At 60.3% G+C, this 19,987-nt stretch carries 19 protein-coding genes; 4 read left to right on the plus strand and 15 right to left on the minus strand.

The genetic code is table 11. From position 1 onward, the window contains the following. Window positions 1-14: 14 nt before the first annotated feature. The 10 genes from EET67_RS21865 to EET67_RS21910 all read right to left on the minus strand — a co-directional run bounded on the left by EET67_RS21865 (window position 15) and on the right by EET67_RS21910 (window position 8,745). The gene (locus EET67_RS21865; protein ID WP_128628344.1) at window positions 15-551 is read right to left on the minus strand and encodes an NADH-quinone oxidoreductase subunit C; all 537 of its coding nucleotides are present in this window, start codon (window positions 549-551) and stop codon (window positions 15-17) included. After that, window positions 548-1,051, minus strand: coding sequence for a NuoB/complex I 20 kDa subunit family protein (locus tag EET67_RS21870; RefSeq protein ID WP_128628345.1), 504 nt, complete (start codon window positions 1,049-1,051; stop codon window positions 548-550). Before EET67_RS21870 ends, EET67_RS21865 begins: the two co-directional genes overlap by 4 nt. Beyond that, on the minus strand, window positions 1,039-1,404 hold the full coding sequence (locus tag EET67_RS21875; protein WP_128628346.1) for an NADH-quinone oxidoreductase subunit A: 366 nt from the start codon (window positions 1,402-1,404) through the stop codon (window positions 1,039-1,041). The genes EET67_RS21870 and EET67_RS21875 overlap by 13 nt, the downstream gene beginning before the upstream one ends. A 152-nt stretch (window positions 1,405-1,556) precedes the next feature. After that, complete coding sequence (locus tag EET67_RS21880) at window positions 1,557-2,996, minus strand: NADH-quinone oxidoreductase subunit N (protein ID WP_128628347.1); 1,440 nt, start codon at window positions 2,994-2,996, stop codon at window positions 1,557-1,559. Then, entirely contained in the window at window positions 2,993-4,462 is a 1,470-nt protein-coding gene (locus EET67_RS21885; RefSeq protein WP_128628348.1) for an NADH-quinone oxidoreductase subunit M, read from the minus strand. Before EET67_RS21885 ends, EET67_RS21880 begins: the two co-directional genes overlap by 4 nt. 8 nt (window positions 4,463-4,470) lie before the next feature. Beyond that, complete coding sequence (locus EET67_RS21890) at window positions 4,471-6,231, minus strand: Na(+)/H(+) antiporter subunit D (protein WP_128628349.1); 1,761 nt, start codon at window positions 6,229-6,231, stop codon at window positions 4,471-4,473. Beyond that, window positions 6,224-6,478 carry a hypothetical protein gene (locus tag EET67_RS21895; RefSeq protein ID WP_128628350.1) on the minus strand — a complete coding sequence of 85 codons (255 nt, stop codon included), beginning with the start codon at window positions 6,476-6,478 and terminating at the stop codon, window positions 6,224-6,226. Before EET67_RS21895 ends, EET67_RS21890 begins: the two co-directional genes overlap by 8 nt. Then, window positions 6,475-7,938, minus strand: coding sequence for a monovalent cation/H+ antiporter subunit D family protein (locus EET67_RS21900; protein ID WP_128628351.1), 1,464 nt, complete (start codon window positions 7,936-7,938; stop codon window positions 6,475-6,477). Before EET67_RS21900 ends, EET67_RS21895 begins: the two co-directional genes overlap by 4 nt. 4 nt (window positions 7,939-7,942) lie before the next feature. Continuing rightward, on the minus strand, window positions 7,943-8,245 hold the full coding sequence (nuoK, locus tag EET67_RS21905; RefSeq protein ID WP_128628352.1) for an NADH-quinone oxidoreductase subunit NuoK: 303 nt from the start codon (window positions 8,243-8,245) through the stop codon (window positions 7,943-7,945). Further along, the gene (locus EET67_RS21910; protein WP_128628353.1) at window positions 8,245-8,745 is read right to left on the minus strand and encodes an NADH-quinone oxidoreductase subunit J; all 501 of its coding nucleotides are present in this window, start codon (window positions 8,743-8,745) and stop codon (window positions 8,245-8,247) included. Before EET67_RS21910 ends, nuoK begins: the two co-directional genes overlap by 1 nt. A gap of 476 nt (window positions 8,746-9,221) precedes the next feature. On the opposite strand from EET67_RS21910, the gene EET67_RS21915 reads away from it, so the two are divergent. From EET67_RS21915 to iolB, 4 genes are all read left to right on the plus strand, one after another. Further along, window positions 9,222-11,174, plus strand: coding sequence for a bifunctional 5-dehydro-2-deoxygluconokinase/5-dehydro-2-deoxyphosphogluconate aldolase (locus EET67_RS21915; protein ID WP_128628354.1), 1,953 nt, complete (start codon window positions 9,222-9,224; stop codon window positions 11,172-11,174). A gap of 2 nt (window positions 11,175-11,176) precedes the next feature. Further along, window positions 11,177-13,027 (plus strand): 3D-(3,5/4)-trihydroxycyclohexane-1,2-dione acylhydrolase (decyclizing), encoded by a 1,851-nt coding sequence (iolD, locus tag EET67_RS21920; protein WP_128628355.1) that lies wholly within the window; start codon window positions 11,177-11,179, stop codon window positions 13,025-13,027. Between the two features lie 75 nt (window positions 13,028-13,102). After that, the gene (gene iolE / locus EET67_RS21925; protein ID WP_128628356.1) at window positions 13,103-13,987 is read left to right on the plus strand and encodes a myo-inosose-2 dehydratase; all 885 of its coding nucleotides are present in this window, start codon (window positions 13,103-13,105) and stop codon (window positions 13,985-13,987) included. 118 nt (window positions 13,988-14,105) lie between these two features. Further along, entirely contained in the window at window positions 14,106-14,906 is an 801-nt protein-coding gene (gene iolB, locus EET67_RS21930; protein WP_128628357.1) for a 5-deoxy-glucuronate isomerase, read from the plus strand. 233 nt (window positions 14,907-15,139) lie between these two features. On the opposite strand, the gene EET67_RS21935 is transcribed toward iolB, so the two are convergent. Genes EET67_RS21935 through EET67_RS21955 form a run of 5 tightly spaced genes read right to left on the minus strand, consistent with a single transcriptional unit; the run spans window position 15,140 to window position 19,715 of the window. Continuing rightward, window positions 15,140-16,114: a ScyD/ScyE family protein gene (locus EET67_RS21935; RefSeq protein ID WP_245451122.1), complete on the minus strand. Its 975-nt coding sequence runs from the start codon at window positions 16,112-16,114 to the stop codon at window positions 15,140-15,142. Between the two features lie 14 nt (window positions 16,115-16,128). Then, window positions 16,129-16,950, minus strand: coding sequence for a formylglycine-generating enzyme family protein (locus EET67_RS21940; protein ID WP_342634680.1), 822 nt, complete (start codon window positions 16,948-16,950; stop codon window positions 16,129-16,131). After that, a complete protein-coding gene (locus EET67_RS21945) occupies window positions 16,883-17,947 on the minus strand; it encodes an ABC transporter ATP-binding protein (RefSeq protein ID WP_128628359.1) in 1,065 nt (354 codons plus the stop codon). Before EET67_RS21945 ends, EET67_RS21940 begins: the two co-directional genes overlap by 68 nt. A 3-nt stretch (window positions 17,948-17,950) precedes the next feature. Beyond that, window positions 17,951-18,799 (minus strand): carbohydrate ABC transporter permease, encoded by an 849-nt coding sequence (locus EET67_RS21950; protein WP_128628360.1) that lies wholly within the window; start codon window positions 18,797-18,799, stop codon window positions 17,951-17,953. Between the two features lie 10 nt (window positions 18,800-18,809). Continuing rightward, a complete protein-coding gene (locus EET67_RS21955) occupies window positions 18,810-19,715 on the minus strand; it encodes a carbohydrate ABC transporter permease (RefSeq protein ID WP_128628361.1) in 906 nt (301 codons plus the stop codon). Window positions 19,716-19,987 lie beyond the last annotated feature (272 nt).

Raw genomic sequence — 19,987 nt, forward strand, 5'->3', positions numbered from 1 at the left:
GTGTAATGGTCTCCCTACGGAATGTCCCTGGTGGCGAGGTCCGGCTGCGTCGGCGGCTGGCCTTCGGCGCCAAAGGGATTAAGCTTGTCCCGGTAGCCCCGCAGCGGGAAATCCTTGCGCTGCGGGAAGCCCTCGAACCCTTCCCACATGTAGATCCGGCGAAGATCAGGGTGGCCCGTAAACCTGATCCCGTACATGTCCCAGGCCTCGCGCTCATGCCAGTTGGCGGTGCGCCACACGCTAGTCACGGAAGCGATGCGGGGCGGGTCGCCCAGGCGGCTTTTGATCCGAACACGCCATTTGTTCGGTAGTGAATAGAGATGGTACACCGCCTCATAGCGCGGTTTTTCGGGGTGATGGTCCACCCCGCAAATGTCGGACAGGAAATCAAAGCGCAGGGCCGGGTGCTCCTTCAGGAAGCGGCAAAGCTCGACGATTGCTTCCGGTGGCGCAGAGAAGGCATGGATGCCATGCGCGAAGCCGAGATTCTCCACTGCCCCGCCGAAGCGCTCGGCGATCAGGGAGGTGACAAGGGGCGTCTGGGAGCTCATGGCGCTGCGACCCGCTCCAGCGGCGTCCCGGCCAGCGCCCGGGAATTCTTGATCTTCTCCTGCAGGATGAGGAAGCCGTGCATCAGCGCCTCGGGCCGTGGCGGGCAGCCGGGCACATGCACGTCCACCGGTACGAATGTCTCCGCCCCTTGCACGACGGCATAGGTGTTGTAGACCCCGCCCGAGATCGCGCAGGTGCCCATGGCGATGACCCAACGCGGCTCCGGCATCTGATCATAAAGCCGGCGCACGACCGGCGCGAACTTGCGTGTCACCGTGCCGGCAATGATCATAACGTCGGACTGGCGCGGCGAAGGCCGGAACACGACGCCGAACCGATCGAGATCGTAGCGCGCACAGCCGGCCGCGATCATCTCGATGGCGCAGCAGGCGATGCCGAAGGTTTCGGGCCACAGCGCTGACCTTCGGCTCCAGTTGATCACACTGTCTGCCGTGGTGAACAGCACGCTGTCGCGGAGGGTGTTGCCTACTTCTCCCATTCCAGCGCTCCCTTCAGCCAGGCGTAGGCGAAGCCCACGAGAAGCAGCAGCATGAAGACGAACATCTCGATATAGCCGACCAACCCAATCTCTTTCAGCACAACCGCCCACGGAAACAGGAACATCGTCTCCACGTCGAAGACCACGAGCAGAATTGCGAGGATGAAGAACTGCACCCTGAAGCGGCCTCCGGCGGCTTCGCCTGCCGGGTCCATGCCGCATTCATAGGGCATGTTCTTTGCCGGATAGGGATTTGCAGGACGCAACAGGGACGAAACAAACAGCGTCGCCACCGCCACCAGGACAATTCCGGCGGTCATAAAAAGAACCGGCAGGAACTCCATTCCAGCCATAGCGAGTTGCCCAAGTCAGTGCCGAGGCTTCTTGCATGGACCGACTGCCCCCTTAGGGGCCGATTATGCGGGCATCGAGGAAGCGACTTGGGCGTTCCTTTCATCCATCTTCCAGAATATTCGGTTGGTATTGGCATTGCAAACTCAATCGGTCAGCCGCCGAACACGGAATTTTGCGCAAGCTTCAGAAACCACGCCGGAAACAGCCCTATGCCGATGGTCCCGGCAGCAGTGACGGCGAGCGTGGCGCGGACCGATGGCGTCAGCGCCGGATGGAACGGGCCTTCCGGCTCACGCATGTAGATCAACATGACGATGCGGATGTAGAAATAGGCGGCAACCGCACTCAGCAGCACCGCAATCACCGCCAATGTGACAAAACCGCGCTCGACGAGCGCGACCAGAATGTAGAACTTGGCGAAGAAACCGGCCGTCGGGGGTATGCCGGCCAGCGAGAACAGATAGATCAGCATCAGAAGCGCCAGCCCCGGATGCAATTTGGCGAATCCTTTGTAGTCTTCGATGATCTCGCCTGAGAAAGTGCCGTTCCGCATCATGATGATGGTGCTGAAGATGCCCAGGTTCATGAACGTGTAGATCAGCAAATAGAGCATGACGCTGGCGATGCCATCGGCCCCGCCGGCCACGACGCCGAGCATGGCGAAGCCGGCATGGGCAATGCTGGAATATGCCAGGAGGCGCTTGAAGTTGTCCTGCACCAGCGCCACGAAGCTGCCGAGCGCCATCGTCACAATCGCGACAACGCCGATGATGATCCATGCATCCGAGGCAACGACCAGTGGATTGAGGAACACCCGCAGGATCACCGCGAACCCCGCCGCCTTCGGGCCTACCGACATGAAGGCCGTGATCGTTGTCGGCGCGCCTTCATAGACGTCCGGCAGCCACATGTGGAATGGCACAGCGCCGACTTTGAAAGCCAATCCCGCAACGATGAAGACCACAGCCAGAAGCAAGCCGGGATCGCCCGGATTGCCGGCTGCGGCAGCCGCTATCTGATCCAGTCGCGTTGTTCCGGTGAGCCCATAGACCAGCGAGACGCCGTAAAGGAAAATCGCCGTCGCGGCCCCACCGAGGATCACATATTTCAGCGCCGCTTCATTGGATCGCCGCTGCCATCGCAGGAAGCCGGTCAGCACATAGGTACAAAGAGCCATCAACTCGAGGCCTACGTAAATCGACAGCAGGTCTGTCGCAGAGGCCATGATCATCATTCCTGAAAGCGCGAAGAGCAGCAGCACATAGTATTCGCTGCTCTCGATCTCTTCGATTTCGGCATATTTTCGCGACAGCAGGAACGTCAGGATGGTCGCAAGGTAGAACAAGGCCTTGAAGAAGGCCGCGAAACGGTCGCCGATGAACATGCCCGCATAGGCCGGCCGCACTTCATTGGCGAGCATAAAAGTCGCTAAAGCGGCGGCCAGCACGATCGCGACCGAACCCCAGACCAGGAGGTGTCCTCGGCCCTGCGGCACAATTTGTCCCAGGATCAGCAGAGCGCAGGCCCCGATGACCACGACGATCTCGGGCAGGCTCGCAAGCGCCGATTGGAGAAGGGCGACGGCGCTCATTGGCTGCCTCCGTGCACCTGCTCAAGGAGATAATTCACCGATGCGTCGATGATGCCGAGAAAGGGCTTCGGATAAAGTCCGACCCAAAGCACCAGGACGGCCAATGGCAGGATCGCCGTCAATTCGCGGAGGTTCACATCATAAACTTTGGACCGCGCGCCTAGCCGGAGCGGGCCAAGCGCGACTTTCCTGTACATGCCAAGCAGATATGCTGCGCCCAGCAAGGCTCCCAGAACAGCAACCGCGCCGACGGCGACATTGGCCGCAAACCCACCCGACAGCACCAACAATTCGCCGATGAACGAATTCGTCCCTGGCAGCGCCATCGAAGACAGTGTGAAAAGCGCAAGAAAGGAGGTGTAGACCGGCGCCGCCTTCATCAGCCCGCCATACTCGGCGATGCTGCGGGTATGGGTCCGCTCGTAGATCAGGCCCACGAACAGGAACAACGCGCCCGTCGTGACGCCATGATTGAACATTTGCAGGATGCCACCTTCGAGCCCGCGCAGGTTCAGCGCGAAGATCCCAAGCGTGACGAAACCCATGTGGCTGATGCTGGAATAGGCCACTAGCTTCTTCAAGTCGTCCTGGGCGAGAGCAAGCAATCCTCCATAAACGATGGCAAGCGCGGAAAGGACAAGCATCAACGGCGAATAATGCACCGACGCCTCCGGGAGCATCGGCAACGAAAACCTCAAGAATCCGTATGCGCCCATCTTCAGGAGCACGGCGGCAAGGATGATGCTGCCGGCCGTTGGCGCCTGTACATGGGCGTCCGGTAGCCAGGTATGAACCGGAACCATCGGCACCTTGACGGCAAACGCGATCAGGAACGCGAAAAACAACCAGGACTGGACCCGGAACGGCAGATCCTGCGCCGTCAGGGCAAGGATGTCGAAGGTGCCGCCGCCTTCGATATACAGAACAATGACGCCGATCAAAAACAGGAGGCTGCCCGCTAGCGTATAGAGGAAGAACTTGAACGCCGCATAGACCCGGCCGTCGCCGCCCCAGACACCAATGATGACATACATGGGGATCAGCATCGCCTCCCAGAAAACGTAGAACAGGAACAGGTCGAGCGCGCAAAACACCCCCAGCATCAGCGCCTGCATGGCAAGCAGGCTGATCATGAACTCCTTCATTTTGCGGTCGATCGCCACCCATGAGGCGAGCACGCAAATCCAGCCAAACAACGCCGTGAGGAATACGAAGAGAACGCTGATCCCGTCGACGCCAAGCGCGTAGGTAATCCCGAGTGCGGGCACCCACGGATGCATCTCGGTGAACTGCATCTCGTGGGTGGTGGTGTCAAAGCCGGCCAGCACCGCGATGGCGAGAAGGAAGTCGAGAACGGTGACACCCAGTGCCGTCCACCGCACCGCACCGTCGTTGCGCAGAAACATCAGAACCACCGCTCCAGCGGCAGGTATGAACACGATGAGGCTGAGCAGCGGAAACGCCATCGCGCCCCCTACTGCCACGCTACGGCGAATATGGCGGCGCCCGCGATCAGTCCGGCGATCATCGCCAAGGCGTAGTGGGTCACGACGCCAGTCTGGAGCCGCCGCAACGCCCCGCCGCCGCGCAGGATCGCCCCAGCGATGCCATTCACGATGGCGTCGATGCGGTTGAGATCGATCCACAGGCCGACCCGCGCCGTCCCATGCAGGAAGGGCAGCGCCACCGTCTCGGACAGGTTGCTTACCGCCTTCTCGTAGCGCGCCAGCGGATTTTCGGCGAGCCACATGAAGCGTCGCGCGGCCTTGCGGTAGAACCAGTCGGTGTCAAGGCTGATCGTGTTTTCAGGGTCGAGCGCCCGCAGGAACAGCACAAACCCCAGTGCGGTGAACATCAGCACGCCAAGGCTTTCGGTGATATGGACACCCGTATAGGGTTCGAAGTCGACCGGATATGGCAGGAGCGCATAAAGCGGCTGGGGAAACACGCCGATCGCAATGCAAAGTGCTGCAGCCATTCCCATCGCAATCAGCATGTTGCGAGGCGGCTCCCGCGCCTCAAGCCCCCGGTCCGTACCGAAGAACATGTAGTAGGGAAGTTTGAGCCCGGTGTGCAGGAACGTCCCCGACGAAGCCATCGTCAGCGCCAGCACGACCATGGCGCGGTGATCCTGTCCGGCGGCGGCCACCACCATCGACTTGGTGACGAAGCCGGAAAAGAACGGAAACGCCGAGATCGCGAAGGCGCCGACCATGTAGAGAGCCACAGTCAGCGGCATGGTCTTGTAGAGCCCGCCGAGCTCAGTGAGCTTGCGGCGCCCGGTGACATAAATTACCGCTCCCGCGCCCATGAACAGCAGGGCCTTGTAGAGGATATGCGCGAAGGCATGGCTGGTGGCTCCGTTCACCGCCATCTCGGTCCCAATGCCGACACCAGCCACCATGTAGCCCACCTGGCTCACGATGTGATAGGCGAGCAGCCGCCGGCAATCGTTTTCCAGCACCGCGTAGATGACGCCGTAGAGCGCCATTGCCGTCCCAAACCAGACCAGAAGCTCGGTCCCCGGAAACGCCCGCGCCAGCACATAGACGGCAGTCTTGGTGGTGAAGGCGCTCATGAACACGGCGCCGGTGACGGTCGCCTCCGGATAGGCGTCGGTCAGCCAGGCGTTGAGCGGCGGCACTGCGGCGTTGAGCATGAAGCCGGCAAGGATCAGGTAGGCGCCAATGCCCATCTCTGTCTCGATCGGACCAAAGAGCATCGAGCCCGAGGCGAGTCCGTGAATAATGATGCCGCCGAGCAGCACGACGCCACCCGTGATATGGACCATAAGATAGCGGAACCCGGCCCGGATCGCCTGCTCGCCGCGCTGGGCGAAGACCAGATAGGCAGAGGCGAACGCCATGCCCTCCCAAAACAGGAACAGCGTAAGGTAGTCTCCGGCGAACACCACGCCGAGGGCGCTGCCGACATAGACGAATGCCGCCACATGCTGGCCGGCGCGGGTCAGGTGCAGCGCATAGACCATGCCGATCAGCGCCATGATCGTGAAAACGGTGGCGAAGACGATGCTTAGCCTGTCAACTTTCGCAAACAGGATTTCCTGGCCGATGAACGGCGCCGCGCCATAGCTGCCCGGTTGCATCGTGAATACGGCGAGGAGCGCCAGCGCCGGGATCAGCAGCAGATAGGCTTTACGGATCGGCCCGTTCAGCAAGGGGATCGGCAGGGCGCCGAGAATGAACAGCAGGGCAGGATGGATAAACTCAGTCATAATAGTCCTCGCGCCGCATCAGCCCGCCCTGATGGCCGAGGAACTTGGAAACGAAGATCAGCAGCACGCACGAGCCAAAGCCGTAGATAGCCGACCAGCCCGGCAGACGGTCCCACAAATATTCGGTGTGCTCGCGTAGAACCAATATGTCGGCGATCACGATCAGGGCAAGCGCCAGATAGAACAGCCGGCGGCGCCGGCTCTCATATTTCGCGTCACCAAAGAAATCGACGACGCGCTTGATCATCTGACCACTCCTTCCGCCAGGGCAAGGAAGTAGCCGGGGAAGATGCCCATTGCCACCGACAGGGCGGCGGTCGCGACCAGCGGGATCGTGACCAGCGGAATTTCGTGAACAGTCGCCGGGCTCTCCAACGCCTCCGTCCTGAAAAAGGCGACATAGCTGACCGGCAGGAAATAGGCGGCATTCAGGACCGAACTCACCAATATGACGATCAGGAATGCGATTTCGCCCGCCTCCACCGAGCCCAGCGCCAGATACCACTTGCTGACGAAGCCCGCAGTCGGAGGTGTCCCTATCATGCTGAGTGAGGCGACAAAGAAGGCCCCCATCGTCCAGGGCAGCCTGCGGCCGATGCCGGCCATTTCGCTGATGTTGCGCTTGCCAGACGCGCAATAGATCGACCCGGCGCAGAAAAAGAGTGTGATCTTGGAAAATGCATGCGCCGCAATGTGGATGATCCCCCCTACCATCGCGACTGGCGACAAAAGAACCGCGCCCAGCACGATGTAGGACAACTGGCTGACCGTCGAATAGGCGAGCCGTGCCTTAAGGTCGTCGCGCGTCAGCGCATAGATGGACGCCATCAGGATGGTGAACGAAACCAGATAGGCCGTTGCGATACCGAGCCCCAGCCCGTTCATCAGGCCCGCACCGAAGATATGGAACACCACGCGTAGCACGCAAAATACGCCCATCTTGACCACGGCCACTGCATGCAAGAGTGCGCTGACCGGTGTTGGTGCCACCATCGCCGCAGGCAGCCAGGCATGCATCGGCATGATCGCTGCCTTGGCAAAGCCGAAGAGATAGCAAAAATAGATAACGGTCAGCAGCGGGGCCGAGGCATCAACGGTCGCCAGCAGTCCCCCCTTCACAAAGTCGAGCGACCCGGCAAGCTGGTAAGTCAGCGCCAGCGCGGCAAGAAGCACGCTTTTCGACGCGCCCATCAAATAGACGAGGTACTTGCGGCTACCCGTCCACCCCTCTTCGTCCTCGTGGTGGTAGACGAGCGGATAGGTAACCAGGCTGAGCACCTCGTAGAAGATCACCAGCGTGAACAAATTGGCCGCGAAGGCGCCCCCAACCGCCGCTGCCAAGCTGGTGGCGAAGCAGGCGAAGAAGCGGGTCTGCGCGTGCTCGTTCAAGTGCCGCATGTAGCCGATCGAATAGATCGCCGCCACGACCCACAGCAGCGACGAGACCGTGGCAAACACCATGCCGAGCGCATCGGCCCGCAAAGCGAACTCAACCCCCGGCAGGATCTCGAACAGGCGCAACTCAACCGTCCCGCCCGCCAGCACCGTGGGCGCCATCGAGGCGACAATTGCGAGCATGGCCATCGCCGCCAATGGCGAGACGGCATCGCGGAGCTTGTGGCGGTTGTTCAGCAGGAGAACGGCAAGGGCCGCCAGGGCTGCGACCGCGACGGCAAGCAGTGGCCGGATCGATGTCACAGGCTCCAAGCCGCTATCCTTTCATCATGGTGACGTCGTCGACCTTGAGGGTGGACTTGTTCCTCACGAGGGCGACCAGTATGCCGAGCGCGATGGCCACCTCCGCCGCAGTGATTGCAATGACGAAGATCGCGAATATCTGCCCGCGGAAGTCGCCGTAGTGGCGGCCGAAAGCGATGAAATTGATGTTGACCGAGTTGAGAAGCAACTCCAGCGACATCAGCACGACGAGGATGTTGCGCCTGAGCAGCACGCCCGCCGCCCCGATGACGAACAGGACCACTGCGAGAACGATGCTCCACCAGAGCGGCACCATCAGCCCCGCTCCTTTCGCGCCAGCATTATGGCACCGACCAAGGCGGCCAGCAGGATAATGGAGGCGACTTCAAACGGCAGCAGATAGTCGGCGAAAAGCGTCGTGCCGAGTTGTCTGATCTCGCTGCCGTCGCTCTCGGCGAGGGAGCCCGTAGCTGAAAATTCGCTGCTCCAGTTGACCAGCACCAGCATCTCGACGCCGAGTAGGACGAGCAGCACCAGCGCCGGGAGATTGCTGCCCGGCAAGAACCGCTGCAGCACCGCTTCGCGCACATCAACCATCATGATCACGAAAAGAAACAGGACCATGATCGCGCCGACATAGACGAAGATCTGGATGACGGCGAGCAGTGGCGCCTCGAGCAGGACGAAGATTGCCGAGATTTGCAGGAAACACGCCATTAGCGCCAATGCGCTGTGAACGGGATTGCGCGCCAAGACCAAGGTCACGGCCGTGATCACGGACGCCATAGCGAACAGAAGAAACAGCCCCTGAACCATTGACGCCCCCTCCGACGCGAACTGTCACTCGCTGTGAACCAGCCGAATTCGAGACAGTTGCGCACTTCAGATGCGTCTTTCGATTGTGCCCTAGTCTTGGGTTTTTCTCAAGATTGCCCAGTATAAGCGCAGCCTTTGAGCCGTTGGCAGTTTGACCTATGTCCGGTGTTCTCGCGGCGTAGACGGCTTCGCCCGCGCAGTATGCCGCCATGACCTTGTGCCGCATGATCGGTGTGGGTACGGCACCCGTCCTGTTTCGACGCGCAGTGGACGACATTCCGGCCGCTTTCCAGAAGGACAGGCCACCGGCGCTGGTTGTCGACCGCTTCGATCGGCCGGCCCCGGCAGGGGCGGCCTCCCATCTCACACGCAGAAAGAACCTGTATTCCATATTGACTGTTGTTTGGAACTGAGAGTTCATAGTGATGGATGAGCCGCCATAGTCACCCACAACAATGAGGTTGCGGGGAGTTCCCGTGAGCGAAGCCGTGGAAACGAAAGCTGCGCCGCTCGACGTCATCACGATCGGTCGTGCTTCGGTCGATCTCTACGGGCAGCAGATCGGCTCTCGCCTCGAGGACATAATCTCCTTCGCCAAGTCGGTCGGCGGCTGTCCCGCCAACATCGCCATCGGCGCTGCGCGGCTCGGGCTGCGATCGGCGCTGCTCACCCGCGTGGGCGACGAGCAGATGGGCAACTTCATCCGCGAGCAATTGACGCGGGAGAATGTGTGCGTCGATGGCGTTAAAACCGATCCGGATCGTCTCACCGCGCTGGTGCTGCTGTCAGTCGAGGATGAGGGCGTATCGCCGATGATCTTCTACCGCGGCGATTGCGCCGATATGGCGCTGTCAGTTGAAGACATCGACGAGACCTTCATTCAATCGGCACGCGCCATCGTCGTAACCGGCACCCATTTTTCCCGTGAGAACAGTGACGCCGCCCAGCGCAAGGCGATGCGGGCCATCAAGGTTAAGGGCGGCAAGGTCGTGTTCGACATCGACTACCGGCCGAACCTGTGGGGACTTGCCGGGCACGCGGAAGGATTTGGACGCTACATCAAATCCGATCGTGTCTCGGCGCGGCTGAAGACCGTCCTGCCCAATTGCGACCTTATCGTCGGCACCGAGGAAGAGGTGCTAATCGCTTCGGGTGAAAGCGACCTCCTGGAGGCGCTGAAGACAATCCGCTCATTGTCGGCAGCGACATTGGTGCTGAAACGGGGCGCGATGGGGTGCATCGTCTATGATGGCGCAATCAGCAACGATCTCGAAGACGGCATCGTCGGTGACGGCTTTCCCATAGAAATCTACAACGTGCTCGGTGCGGGCGACGCCTTCATGTCTGGCTTTCTGCGTGGATGGCTCAAAGGTGAAAGCCTCACGGTGGCGGCGACATGGGCCAACGCCTGCGGCGCATTCGCGGTGTCGCGCCTGCTTTGCTCTCCGGAGTATCCTACGTTCGAAGAGTTGGAGTTCTTTCTGAAGAACGGCAGCCGGTATCATGCGCTGCGTAAGGACGAGGCGATCAGCCACATCCACTGGGCAACGACCCGGCGGCATGAGATACCCTCGCTGATGGCATTCGCTTGCGACGATAGCGTCCAGCTTGAGGACGCCGCCAGGAAAGCGGGAGTTGACCTCTCCCGGATCGAGGCGTTCAAGGTTCTGGCAGTGAAGGCGGCTGGTGAGGTTGCCAAGGGTCGACCCGGCTACGGCATGTTGATCGATGAAAAATACGGCCGCGAGGCGATGTTCGAGTTCGCCCGCCATAGCTTCGCATGGCTCGGGCGGCCGGTCGAGCAGCCAAGTTCACGTCCGCTGCGCTTTGAATTCTCGCAGGATATCGGCTCGCAATTGATCGATTGGCCGGTCGAGCATTGCATCAAATGCCAGTGCTTCTACCATCCGGACGATCCGGAGGCACTCAAGACCGAACAACAGCAGAAACTGCGCAGCCTGTTCGAGGCGGCCCGCAAGGTTGGCCGGGAATTGTTGATCGAGATCATTGCCGGCAAGCATGGCGCTCTCGACGAGACGACGATTTCGCGCGCACTTGAAGAACTTTATGCACTGGGCATCAGGCCGGACTGGTGGAAGCTCGAGCCACAGGCTTCAGTAGCAGCATGGGCGAAGATCGAGGCCACGATCGTGAAGAACGACCCCTGGTGCCGCGGCGTCGTCCTGCTTGTGGCGGAAGGGCGGCGGGACGAACAGGAGGCTGCGTTTGCGGCAGCAGCGGATACATCAACCGTGAAGGGGTTCGCGGTGGGCCGCCCTATCTTCATCGATGCCGCCGAGCAATGGCTCGCAAGGCGCATGACGGATGACGAAGCCATCGCCGTCATGGCCGCTCGTTTCGATCAACTTAGCGAAGCGTGGCTTGCAGCGCGCAGTCGCAAGGGAGCACGAGACAGCGGGAGGAAATGAACATGGCAAGCAAAATCCGCCTGACGATGGCGCAGGCACTGACCCGCTTCCTATCCGTTCAGACGACCGAGGCCGAGGGTGCGAAGGTGCCGATTTTTGGGGGCGTGTGGGCGATCTTCGGCCATGGCAACGTCGCCGGTCTAGGCGAAGCGCTTTATTCTGTTAGGGACCAACTGCCGACCTTCCGTGGCCAAAACGAACAGTCGATGGCACATGCGGCAATCGGCTTTGCCAAGGCGAATTTCCGTCGCCGCTTCATGGCAGCGACCAGTTCGATCGGACCTGGCGCGGTCAATATGGTGACGGCCGCCGCCCTCGCCCATGTCAATCGCTTGCCAGTCCTGCTTTTGCCGGGCGACGTGTTCGCCAACCGCATTCCCGATCCTGTCCTGCAACAGGTCGAGGATTTCGGCGACGCCACTGTATCGGTCAACGATTGCTTCCGCCCGGTCTCCCGCTATTTCGACCGGATCACGCGCCCAGAGCAGATCATTCCCGCGCTCAACCGCGCCATGCAGGTGTTGACCGATCCGGCCGAATGCGGGCCGGTCACCTTGGCGCTCTGCCAGGACGTCCAGACCGAAGCCTATGACTATCCGCAGAGTTTCTTTGCGGAACGGACCTGGGTTCCACGTAGGCCTCGCCCCGACCGCCTGGAACTGGCCAGGACAGCAGATGCGCTGAAGAAGGCGAAGAAGCCCCTGATCGTCGCCGGGGGCGGTGTGCTCTATTCGCAGGCATCGGATGAACTCGCAAAATTTGTCGAGGCAACCGGCATTCCGATCTGCGAGACGCAAGGCGGCAAGTCCTCGCTTCCCGACGACCACTCTCTCAACATGGCGGCCGTCGGCGTGACCGGCACCGAGGCGGCCAACCGGCTGGCGAAGGAAGCGGATGCGGTGCTGGCGATCGGCACGCGGCTCCAGGACTTCACCACAGGTTCCTGGGCGCTGTTCCAGAATGCGGCCAAGACGATCATCGGCCTCAACGTGCAGCCGTTCGATGCGGGCAAGCACCGTGCCCTGCCGCTGGTCGCAGACGCCGCCGAGGGATTGGCCGAGCTTGGCACAGCGCTCAAAGGCTGGAAGGCGCCAGCCAGTTGGACCCTGAACGCGCGCGAAGGCAAGGCAGCGTGGCAGGCGGAGGCCGCCAAGATGACCGCGACCACCAACGCCGCCTACCCTTCTGAGGCTCAAGTGATCGGCGCAGTGCAACGCATCATGGGCGCCGGCTCTACGGTTCTCCATGCCGCCGGCGGATTGCCGGGTGAGTTGCACAAGCTTTGGCAAGCCGGCAAACCCGGATCGTTCCACGCCGAGTACGGCTTTTCGACGATGGGCTACGAGATCGCCGGTGGCCTCGGCGCCAAGATGGCGAAACCCGATAAGGAAATCGTCGTCATGATCGGCGACGGCTCCTACCTCATGCTCAACTCTGAAATCGCCACGTCGGTGATGCTTGGACTGAAGCTCACCATTGTGCTTCTCGACAATCGCGGCTTCGGTTGCATCAACCGGTTGCAAATGGCGACGGGCGGCGCAAACTTCAACAATCTCTTGAAGGATGCGCGGCACGAGTCGCTGCCCCATATCGACTTCGCCGCGCATGCCGCCAGCATGGGCGCGATCTCCCAGAAGGTATCGTCCATCGCCGAACTGGAAACGGCTCTTGCCGCCGCGAAGATGAACACGCGCACGACGGTGATCGTCATCGAAACCGACCCGTTGGTTTCCACTCAGGCCGGTGGTTTCTGGTGGGATGTCGCCATACCCGAAGTGAGTTCGCGCGAGCAAGTCAAGGCAGCACGCAAGACCTATGAACAAAACCGGCGCCGGCAAAATGTCGGCGACTAGCTTCTATCCCTCTCCTTTGTGGGGAGGGTCGGCGCCATCTTCAATTACGGCGAGGTAGAACCTGGAGACGAAGCAATGATCCGTATCGGGGCGAATCCCATCGGCTGGTCCAATGACGACATGCCGGAAATCGGCGGCGATATCGCGTTCGAAACCTGTCTCAGCGAGGCACAGGAAGCCGGCTTCGTCGGCATGGAACTTGGCAATAAGTTCCCGAGACAATCGGACAAACTCAGGCCAATTCTCGAAAAATTCGGCCATGTCTTGGTGGGCGGCTGGTATTCAACCGAGCTATTGGTGCGCAGCGCCAAGGATGAGCTCAAGGCAGCGCAAGGGCATGCCACTCTGCTGAAGGAAATGGGATCGACCGTTTTCATAGCGGCGGAAACATCGAATGCCATCCATGGCGCCAGGAAGGTGCCGCTATCGGCACGGCCGGTGCTGAAAAAGTCGGAGTGGAAGCGCTTTGGCGAACGCTACACGGCGCTTGCCCAAGCGGTGCGCGACGAATACGGCCTGCAACTCGTTTACCATCACCACATGGGAACCTGTGTCCAGTCCGAGGCAGATATTGATCGCTTCATGGAGGCGACGGGCGAGGCTGTGCACCTGCTTCTCGACACCGGCCATGCCACCTGGGGCGGTGCCGATCCGGTCCGGCTGGCGCGGCATTACAAGCCTCGTATCAGCCATTTCCATGCCAAGGATGTGCGCGAAGATGTGATGTGGCAATCGAACCGTGAGGACTGGCCTTTTCTCGATTCGGTACTGGAGGGCATCTATACTGTACCTGGCGACGGCCTGATCGACTATGTTCGTATCCTCAAGGAATTGTCGGACTATTCTGGCTGGGTGGTCGTCGAGGCTGAACAGGACCCCAAGAAGGCCGAACCTTTGAAATATGCCAGACTCGGCTACAACAACATCAAGTGGTTTCTTGGCGAGGCAAGCCTGATCTGAGCCGAGATTGGACAGATGAAGGACTACGTGCTCGCGCTTGGTTTTGCCGCCTATGGCATCTGGCAGTTCTTCCACCTGAACAAGCCGGCGGATGCCCAGCCGAAGGGATAGGCCCGAAATGTCAAAGCTTCTCATCCGACCGGAAAAAGGCAAGCAAGGCCGCGTCATACAGGTGACGCCGCAAAGCGCAGGCTGGACCTATGTCGGGTTCGATCTCTATCGCCTGCAGCCCGGTGACACCGTATCGGCCGAGACAGGCGAGCGCGAAGTCTGCCTTGTCTTCGTCACCGGAAGAGGCACGATACATGCGGCCGGCACGGACCTTGGCTCGCTCGGCGAGCGCATGTCGCCATTCGAGGGCAAGCCGTGGGCGGTCTATGCGCCTCAAAGCTTGGATTGGTCGGTGACAGCAGAAACCGATCTCGAACTTGCCGTCTGCTCGGCTCCCGGCCTTGGCAGTGGGTTGGCTGCACGTGTTATCAACCCTGGTGATATTGGGCAGGAAACGCGCGGCAAGGGCACCAACATGCGCCACGTGACAAACATACTGCCCGAGGGGCAGCCTGCCGACTCACTCCTGGTGGTCGAGGTCATCACACCGGGCGGGCATACATCGAGCTATCCCCCGCACAAGCACGACCAGGACAATCTGCCGGCCGAATCCTATCTCGAGGAAATCTATTATCACCGGCTCAACCCCCCGCAGGGGTTTGCCTTCCAGCGGGTCTACACTGACGATCGCTCACTGGACGAGGCCATGGCCGTTGAAGATGGCGACGTGGTCCTGGTGCCGAAGGGCTACCATCCCTGCGCAGCCTGCCACGGTTACGACCTCTATTATCTCAACGTCATGGCAGGGCCGAAGCGGACATGGAAATTCCACAACGCAGCCGAGCACGAATGGCTAATGAAAGCCTGAAAGGCGCTGAACTCTCAAGGCCTATTCGATACGCAGCATGTACGACCGACTGCCTAAGCCGCGGATTGAGGCCACGTCGCCTCATCGCGAAAGCAGGCCTTCTCACACAGCCTTTAAATCTAGACCACGATGCCGAAAAGTGTGAAGCGGTTTTCGGACGACATCATGGTCTAACCAATTGATTTTGCCGCATGTGTGCGACGCCAAGTGATTCCACTTGGCTGCAACATGCTCTATGGGCGCGGTTTGACTGCATGTCTAAGAAAAATCAACACGCCGTCGAGCTGCGACACGACGATTTCGGCGTCATTGCAGGCGAGGACAGCAACCGGGCGGGTCAACCCGCCTAGAAGTGTCTGTCTTTTACCGGTCGCAGGGTTCAACGAGATGAGCTTTCCGGTCCCGGAAGTCCATGAGCCAGCCTGATCGAAAGTGCCATGCTCAAGGACCAGCATCTCGCCCTTCTGATCGAACGTGATGTCGACTGGAGCATTCAGATCGACCGCCTCGATACGGACGGTGTTCACTTTGCCCGCATCGAGAAGGGAGACGATACGGCCGCTACCCGCGACAAAAGGAAATCCGCCGAACAGGGAAACGTAAAGGCGGCCGTCATGGGCGGCAATGCCGGTCGGGACGGCATCGGTCTCGTAGTGCCGCTTGTCGCCGAACTCGGTCGGAGACAAGGCCGTCAGTTCCTGGCCGCTGACTGTCAACCGGGCGAAGGTAAAAAGCGATACCTTGGCGCCGTCGCCAGAAAGACGTTCGATCGAATTCCGCGCAGCATCGACGACATAGATCATCTCGCCAAATAGGGCAAAATCGTAGGGGTTCCAGAAATCGTTGCTGACGGCCCTGACCACTGCACTTTCGTCGACTTCGAGAACCGCGTGGTCGTTCGGACCATCTTTTTGGTCGGCCGGTGTCCAGCCCTGGGCAACAAGGTAGTTGTCGCCGCGGCGTGCCACTCGGTAGGGACCGGTCGGGTCGCCGATCACATCCTTGCCATGAGGCAGGATTGGGCCGAAGGCGATAAAACGGCCATCCGGCGTGCGCCGATACAGCCGGCCGTCGGCAAGATCCGTAACAAGAAGCGCGCCGCCGTCATGCGCGAGCCCAGCGAAGATTGCCCCTGGCTTTCGAATGATTTCGACATCGTATCCGGGCGCCGCCCTTGGCTCGGCAAATCCGGGCGTTGCCATCGCCATGAATGCGAGGGCCATCAGTCCTGAGAGCGCACGCATCGAAAGCCTCCGGTGGCGGCAAAGCGGAAGTCGGGATCGTAGGCGAGCCGGTAGGTGGTGCTGAGGCGACTGGGATCGCTGTTCCAGGCGCCGCCGCGAAGCACGCGGTACTTGCCAGCAATATCGGGCGATGTCCCGCCGCTGTAGGGTGCATAAAAATCGCGGGTCCACTCCCACACATTGCCGACAAGGTTGAGCAGGTGTTCCTTGCTTGCACCTTTTGGAAACGAGCGGGCGGGCGCGGTCATGTCATAGCCGTCGCTGTTATCGGCGCGGCAACAGGGACTACCTCCGCCGTTGGCACGCATGGCATCAACCGGCAGATTGCCCCAGGGAAAGAGAGCACCGCCCATGCCGCGCGCCGCGCGCTCATACTCCTGCTCGGATGGGAGCCGCAGGCCGTGATAGGCGCAAAATGCCTCGGCGTCCGAAAAGCTGACGCCGACGACAGGGCGGTCGGGCAGGCCGAGACTGGGATGCCCGCTGTAAAAGGGCGCACGATGCCCGGTTGCATCCACGAAGCGCTGATATTGCGCATTGGTGATCTCTATTTCGTTCATAGCGAAGGCCTTGCCTTCGACGATGCGTTGGGGCCTCTCGTTCTCCTTGCCTGCGTCGCTACCGAAGACGAATGGACCTGCCGTTATATCTATAAGCGGATTGCCAGGAATCGTCTCCCCGCCGGCTGTCGCGCTGGCGACCCATATGAGCGCTGCCACGGCGGAGAACATCTTAGAAATCGACGCGATTTTGACTCTTGCGATCAAAGAGAAACACCCGTTCCGGTGCGAAGCTGACATTCACCATTTGGTCGAAATCTCCAACGAAGCTCTTGTCGGCGCGAAGCGTGAAAAGCGAGTCTCCTGCACGCACCGTGACGAGCGTGCTTTCGCCGGTCAGTTCGACCGAATAGATCGGGGCGGTGACATTGGCCTTCCCACTTCCGCCAGGAAGCAAGTGGGCGTCCTCCGGGCGAACGCCGAGCACCGCATCCGCGACGTTCGAATGCCCAAGGCCACCGATCTTGATACCGCCAGCGCTTGTGAAGGCGCCGTCGCTGACTTCCCCGTCGATCAGATTCATCGGTGGTGAGCCGATGAACCCGGCCACGAAAAGGGTGCGTGGGTTATTATAGATCTCTTTCGGTGTACCAAGCTGCTCAATCACCCCCCTACTCATTACCGCCACCCGGTGGGCAAGCGTCATCGCCTCGATCTGGTCGTGGGTGACGTAGATCGTCGTCACCTGCAACTCGTGCTGAAGGTGCTTGAGTTCAGCCCGCATCTGCACGCGCAGCTTGGCATCCAGATTGGAGAGCGGTTCGTCCATGAGGAAGACCTTGGGGGTGCGGATAATGGCACGGGCGAGTGCGACGCGCTGGCGCTGTCCGCCGGAGAGTTCCTTCGGCAGCCTGTCAAGCAGGCGATCGAGCTCGACCCGCCGTGCGACCTCCATGACCATCTGCCGCCGCTTCTCCTCTGGCACCTTACGGATCTTCAATGGGTATCCGATGTTGTCCGCGACGCTGAAATGCGGGTAAAGCGCATAGGACTGGAACACCATCGCGACGTCTCGATATTTCGGCAGCACGTCGTTGACCCGGTCACCGCCAATGAAGATGTCGCCAGCGCTGACCTCTTCCAGGCCGGCGACCATGCGCATCGTCGTGGTCTTGCCGCAGCCCGAAGGTCCGAGCAAAACAAGGAACTCCTTGTCGCGCACCTCGAGATTCAGGTCGTTTACGGCGATGAATTCGCCGAATTTCTTGACCACGCCCTGGAAAGTGACCGAGGTCATCGCTCAACCCTTGACCGCGCCGAAGGAGATACCGCGCACGAGGTGCTTTTGGACGATAAAGGCGAAGATCATGATCGGGATGCAGGCGGTAAAACCAGCCGCACTGATCTCGCCCCAATAGGTACTGTACTGCGTCACGCGCCCGGCGATGCCGATAGGCAGGGTTTGCGACCTTTCGGTCAGGGTCAGCACCAGGGCAAGCAGGAATTCGTTCCACGAAATGATCAGGCAGAAAATGGCGGTGGCTGCGAGACCGGGCCGAGCGAGCGGCAAGGCGACGTGCAGAAAGGCGCCCCACCGCGTGTCGCCGTCAACCATCGCCGCTTCCTCAAGTTCGACGGGCAGATCCTGGAAATAGCTTTTCATCATCCATGTGGCGAAAGGCAGGTTGAACGCCGTGTAGGCGATGATCACAGCCGGCTTGGTGTTCAGCATGCCGAGGTAATTGAACGCGATATAGAGCGGGATGATTGTGACGATGGGCGGCATCATGCGCGTCGAGAGAATCCAGAAGGAGATCTGGTAACGCCATCTGCCCGGATATTGGAACCGGGCGAGCGCATAGCCGGCCATGGAGCCGAAGACGACCGAGACGAGCGTGGTCGATGCAGCGATGATCAGGCTGTTCAGCGCATAGATGAGGAAAGGCCGCTCGATGAATGCGGCATGATAGTGCTTCAGGGTCGGGTTGGAAGGCAACCACTGCGGCGGAATCGAGAAGATGTCGATGTCGTATTTGAACGAATTGGCCGCGATCCAATAGACCGGGAACAGGGTGATCACAAGCGCCACCGCGATCGTCACATAGGCGCCGATGCGTTGGATATCGATGCTCGTTCTGCCGCGCGGCATATCCGGACTCCTAGTCAGCCAGCCGCATGCGCTTGATAAACCATGTGCTGAATGCGACCGTCGCGAACAGCACGAAAAGGGAAATGGCAGCCGCATAGCTTGGATCGGCAAAGCGGTAGGCCACCTGGTAGATGTAGAGGCTGAGTGTCTTGGTTCGGTCGGCAGGTCCGCCACCGGTCAGGATGAAGACAAGGTCGAAAAGCCTCAGCGCATCCATGATCCGCAACAACAGGGCGATAGCGATCACCGGCTTCAGAAACGGAAGTGTCAGGTCCCAGAACTGACGCCAGGCCGAGGCTCCGTCGATCGCCGCGGCCTCGTAAGGCTCGTTCGGCAGGCTGGCCAATCCGGCAAGCATCAGCAGGAAGACAAAGGGCGTCCACTGCCAGACGTCGGCGACGACAACCGAAAACATCGCGAGATTGACGTCACCCGCCCAGGCTTGGAGCGGCAGGCCGAGCTGGAACATGATCTCGTTGAGGACGCCGAACTGCGGTTCGTAGATGAGTTTCCAAGTGATCGCCACCGCGACCGGCGGCAGCATCATCGGTAGCATCAGGACCGTCTTCAGGAAGTTCATCCGGCGGATGTAGCGGTCGAGCAGCAGGGCAAGACCGAGGCCCAGGAGGAACTCGGTGCCCACCGCAAAGACAGTGAATATCAGCGTGTTCCACAGGCCGACATGGAATTGCTCGTCGGTCAACAACCTGAGAAAATTGTCGACCCCCGCAAATTGCCACGGCAAATTTGGATTGGGGCTGATCCGCGTCGTTGCGGCAAAGATCATGTAGATCGACGGGAAGATGGTAAGCGTTAGAAGCACGAGCATGGCTGGCGCAAGCATCAGCACGCGCAGATGGCGTTCACGCCACCGCTCGAACGAATTTCCGAACTTCACACCGACGGAGACGGTCATGGGAAGTTCTGTCGCCAAATCGAGCCTATCATAACACGGTAGCCCCCTACCCACACCAGCCCATGCCTGTTGCCAAGGAACCCCAGCTGGATGGAGCGGGATCCTTGATCCCGCTCCACACTAGAGCGGTTCAGCGTTTATCGGAATCGAATAGGATTGAACGAAGCCGCTGACGCGGCATTTGGCAGGTCGGTTTGCGGTTGAGGCTTCTGTTTTGAAGGATTGCGGCTGTTGAAGCGCAATCTTGAGGACAGGAGTAATGAGATGGCCGA

Origin of the sequence: Borborobacter arsenicus, from assembly GCF_003934165.1 — a bacterium.
Classification (GTDB): Bacteria; Pseudomonadota; Alphaproteobacteria; order Rhizobiales; family Rhizobiaceae; genus Pseudaminobacter; species Pseudaminobacter arsenicus.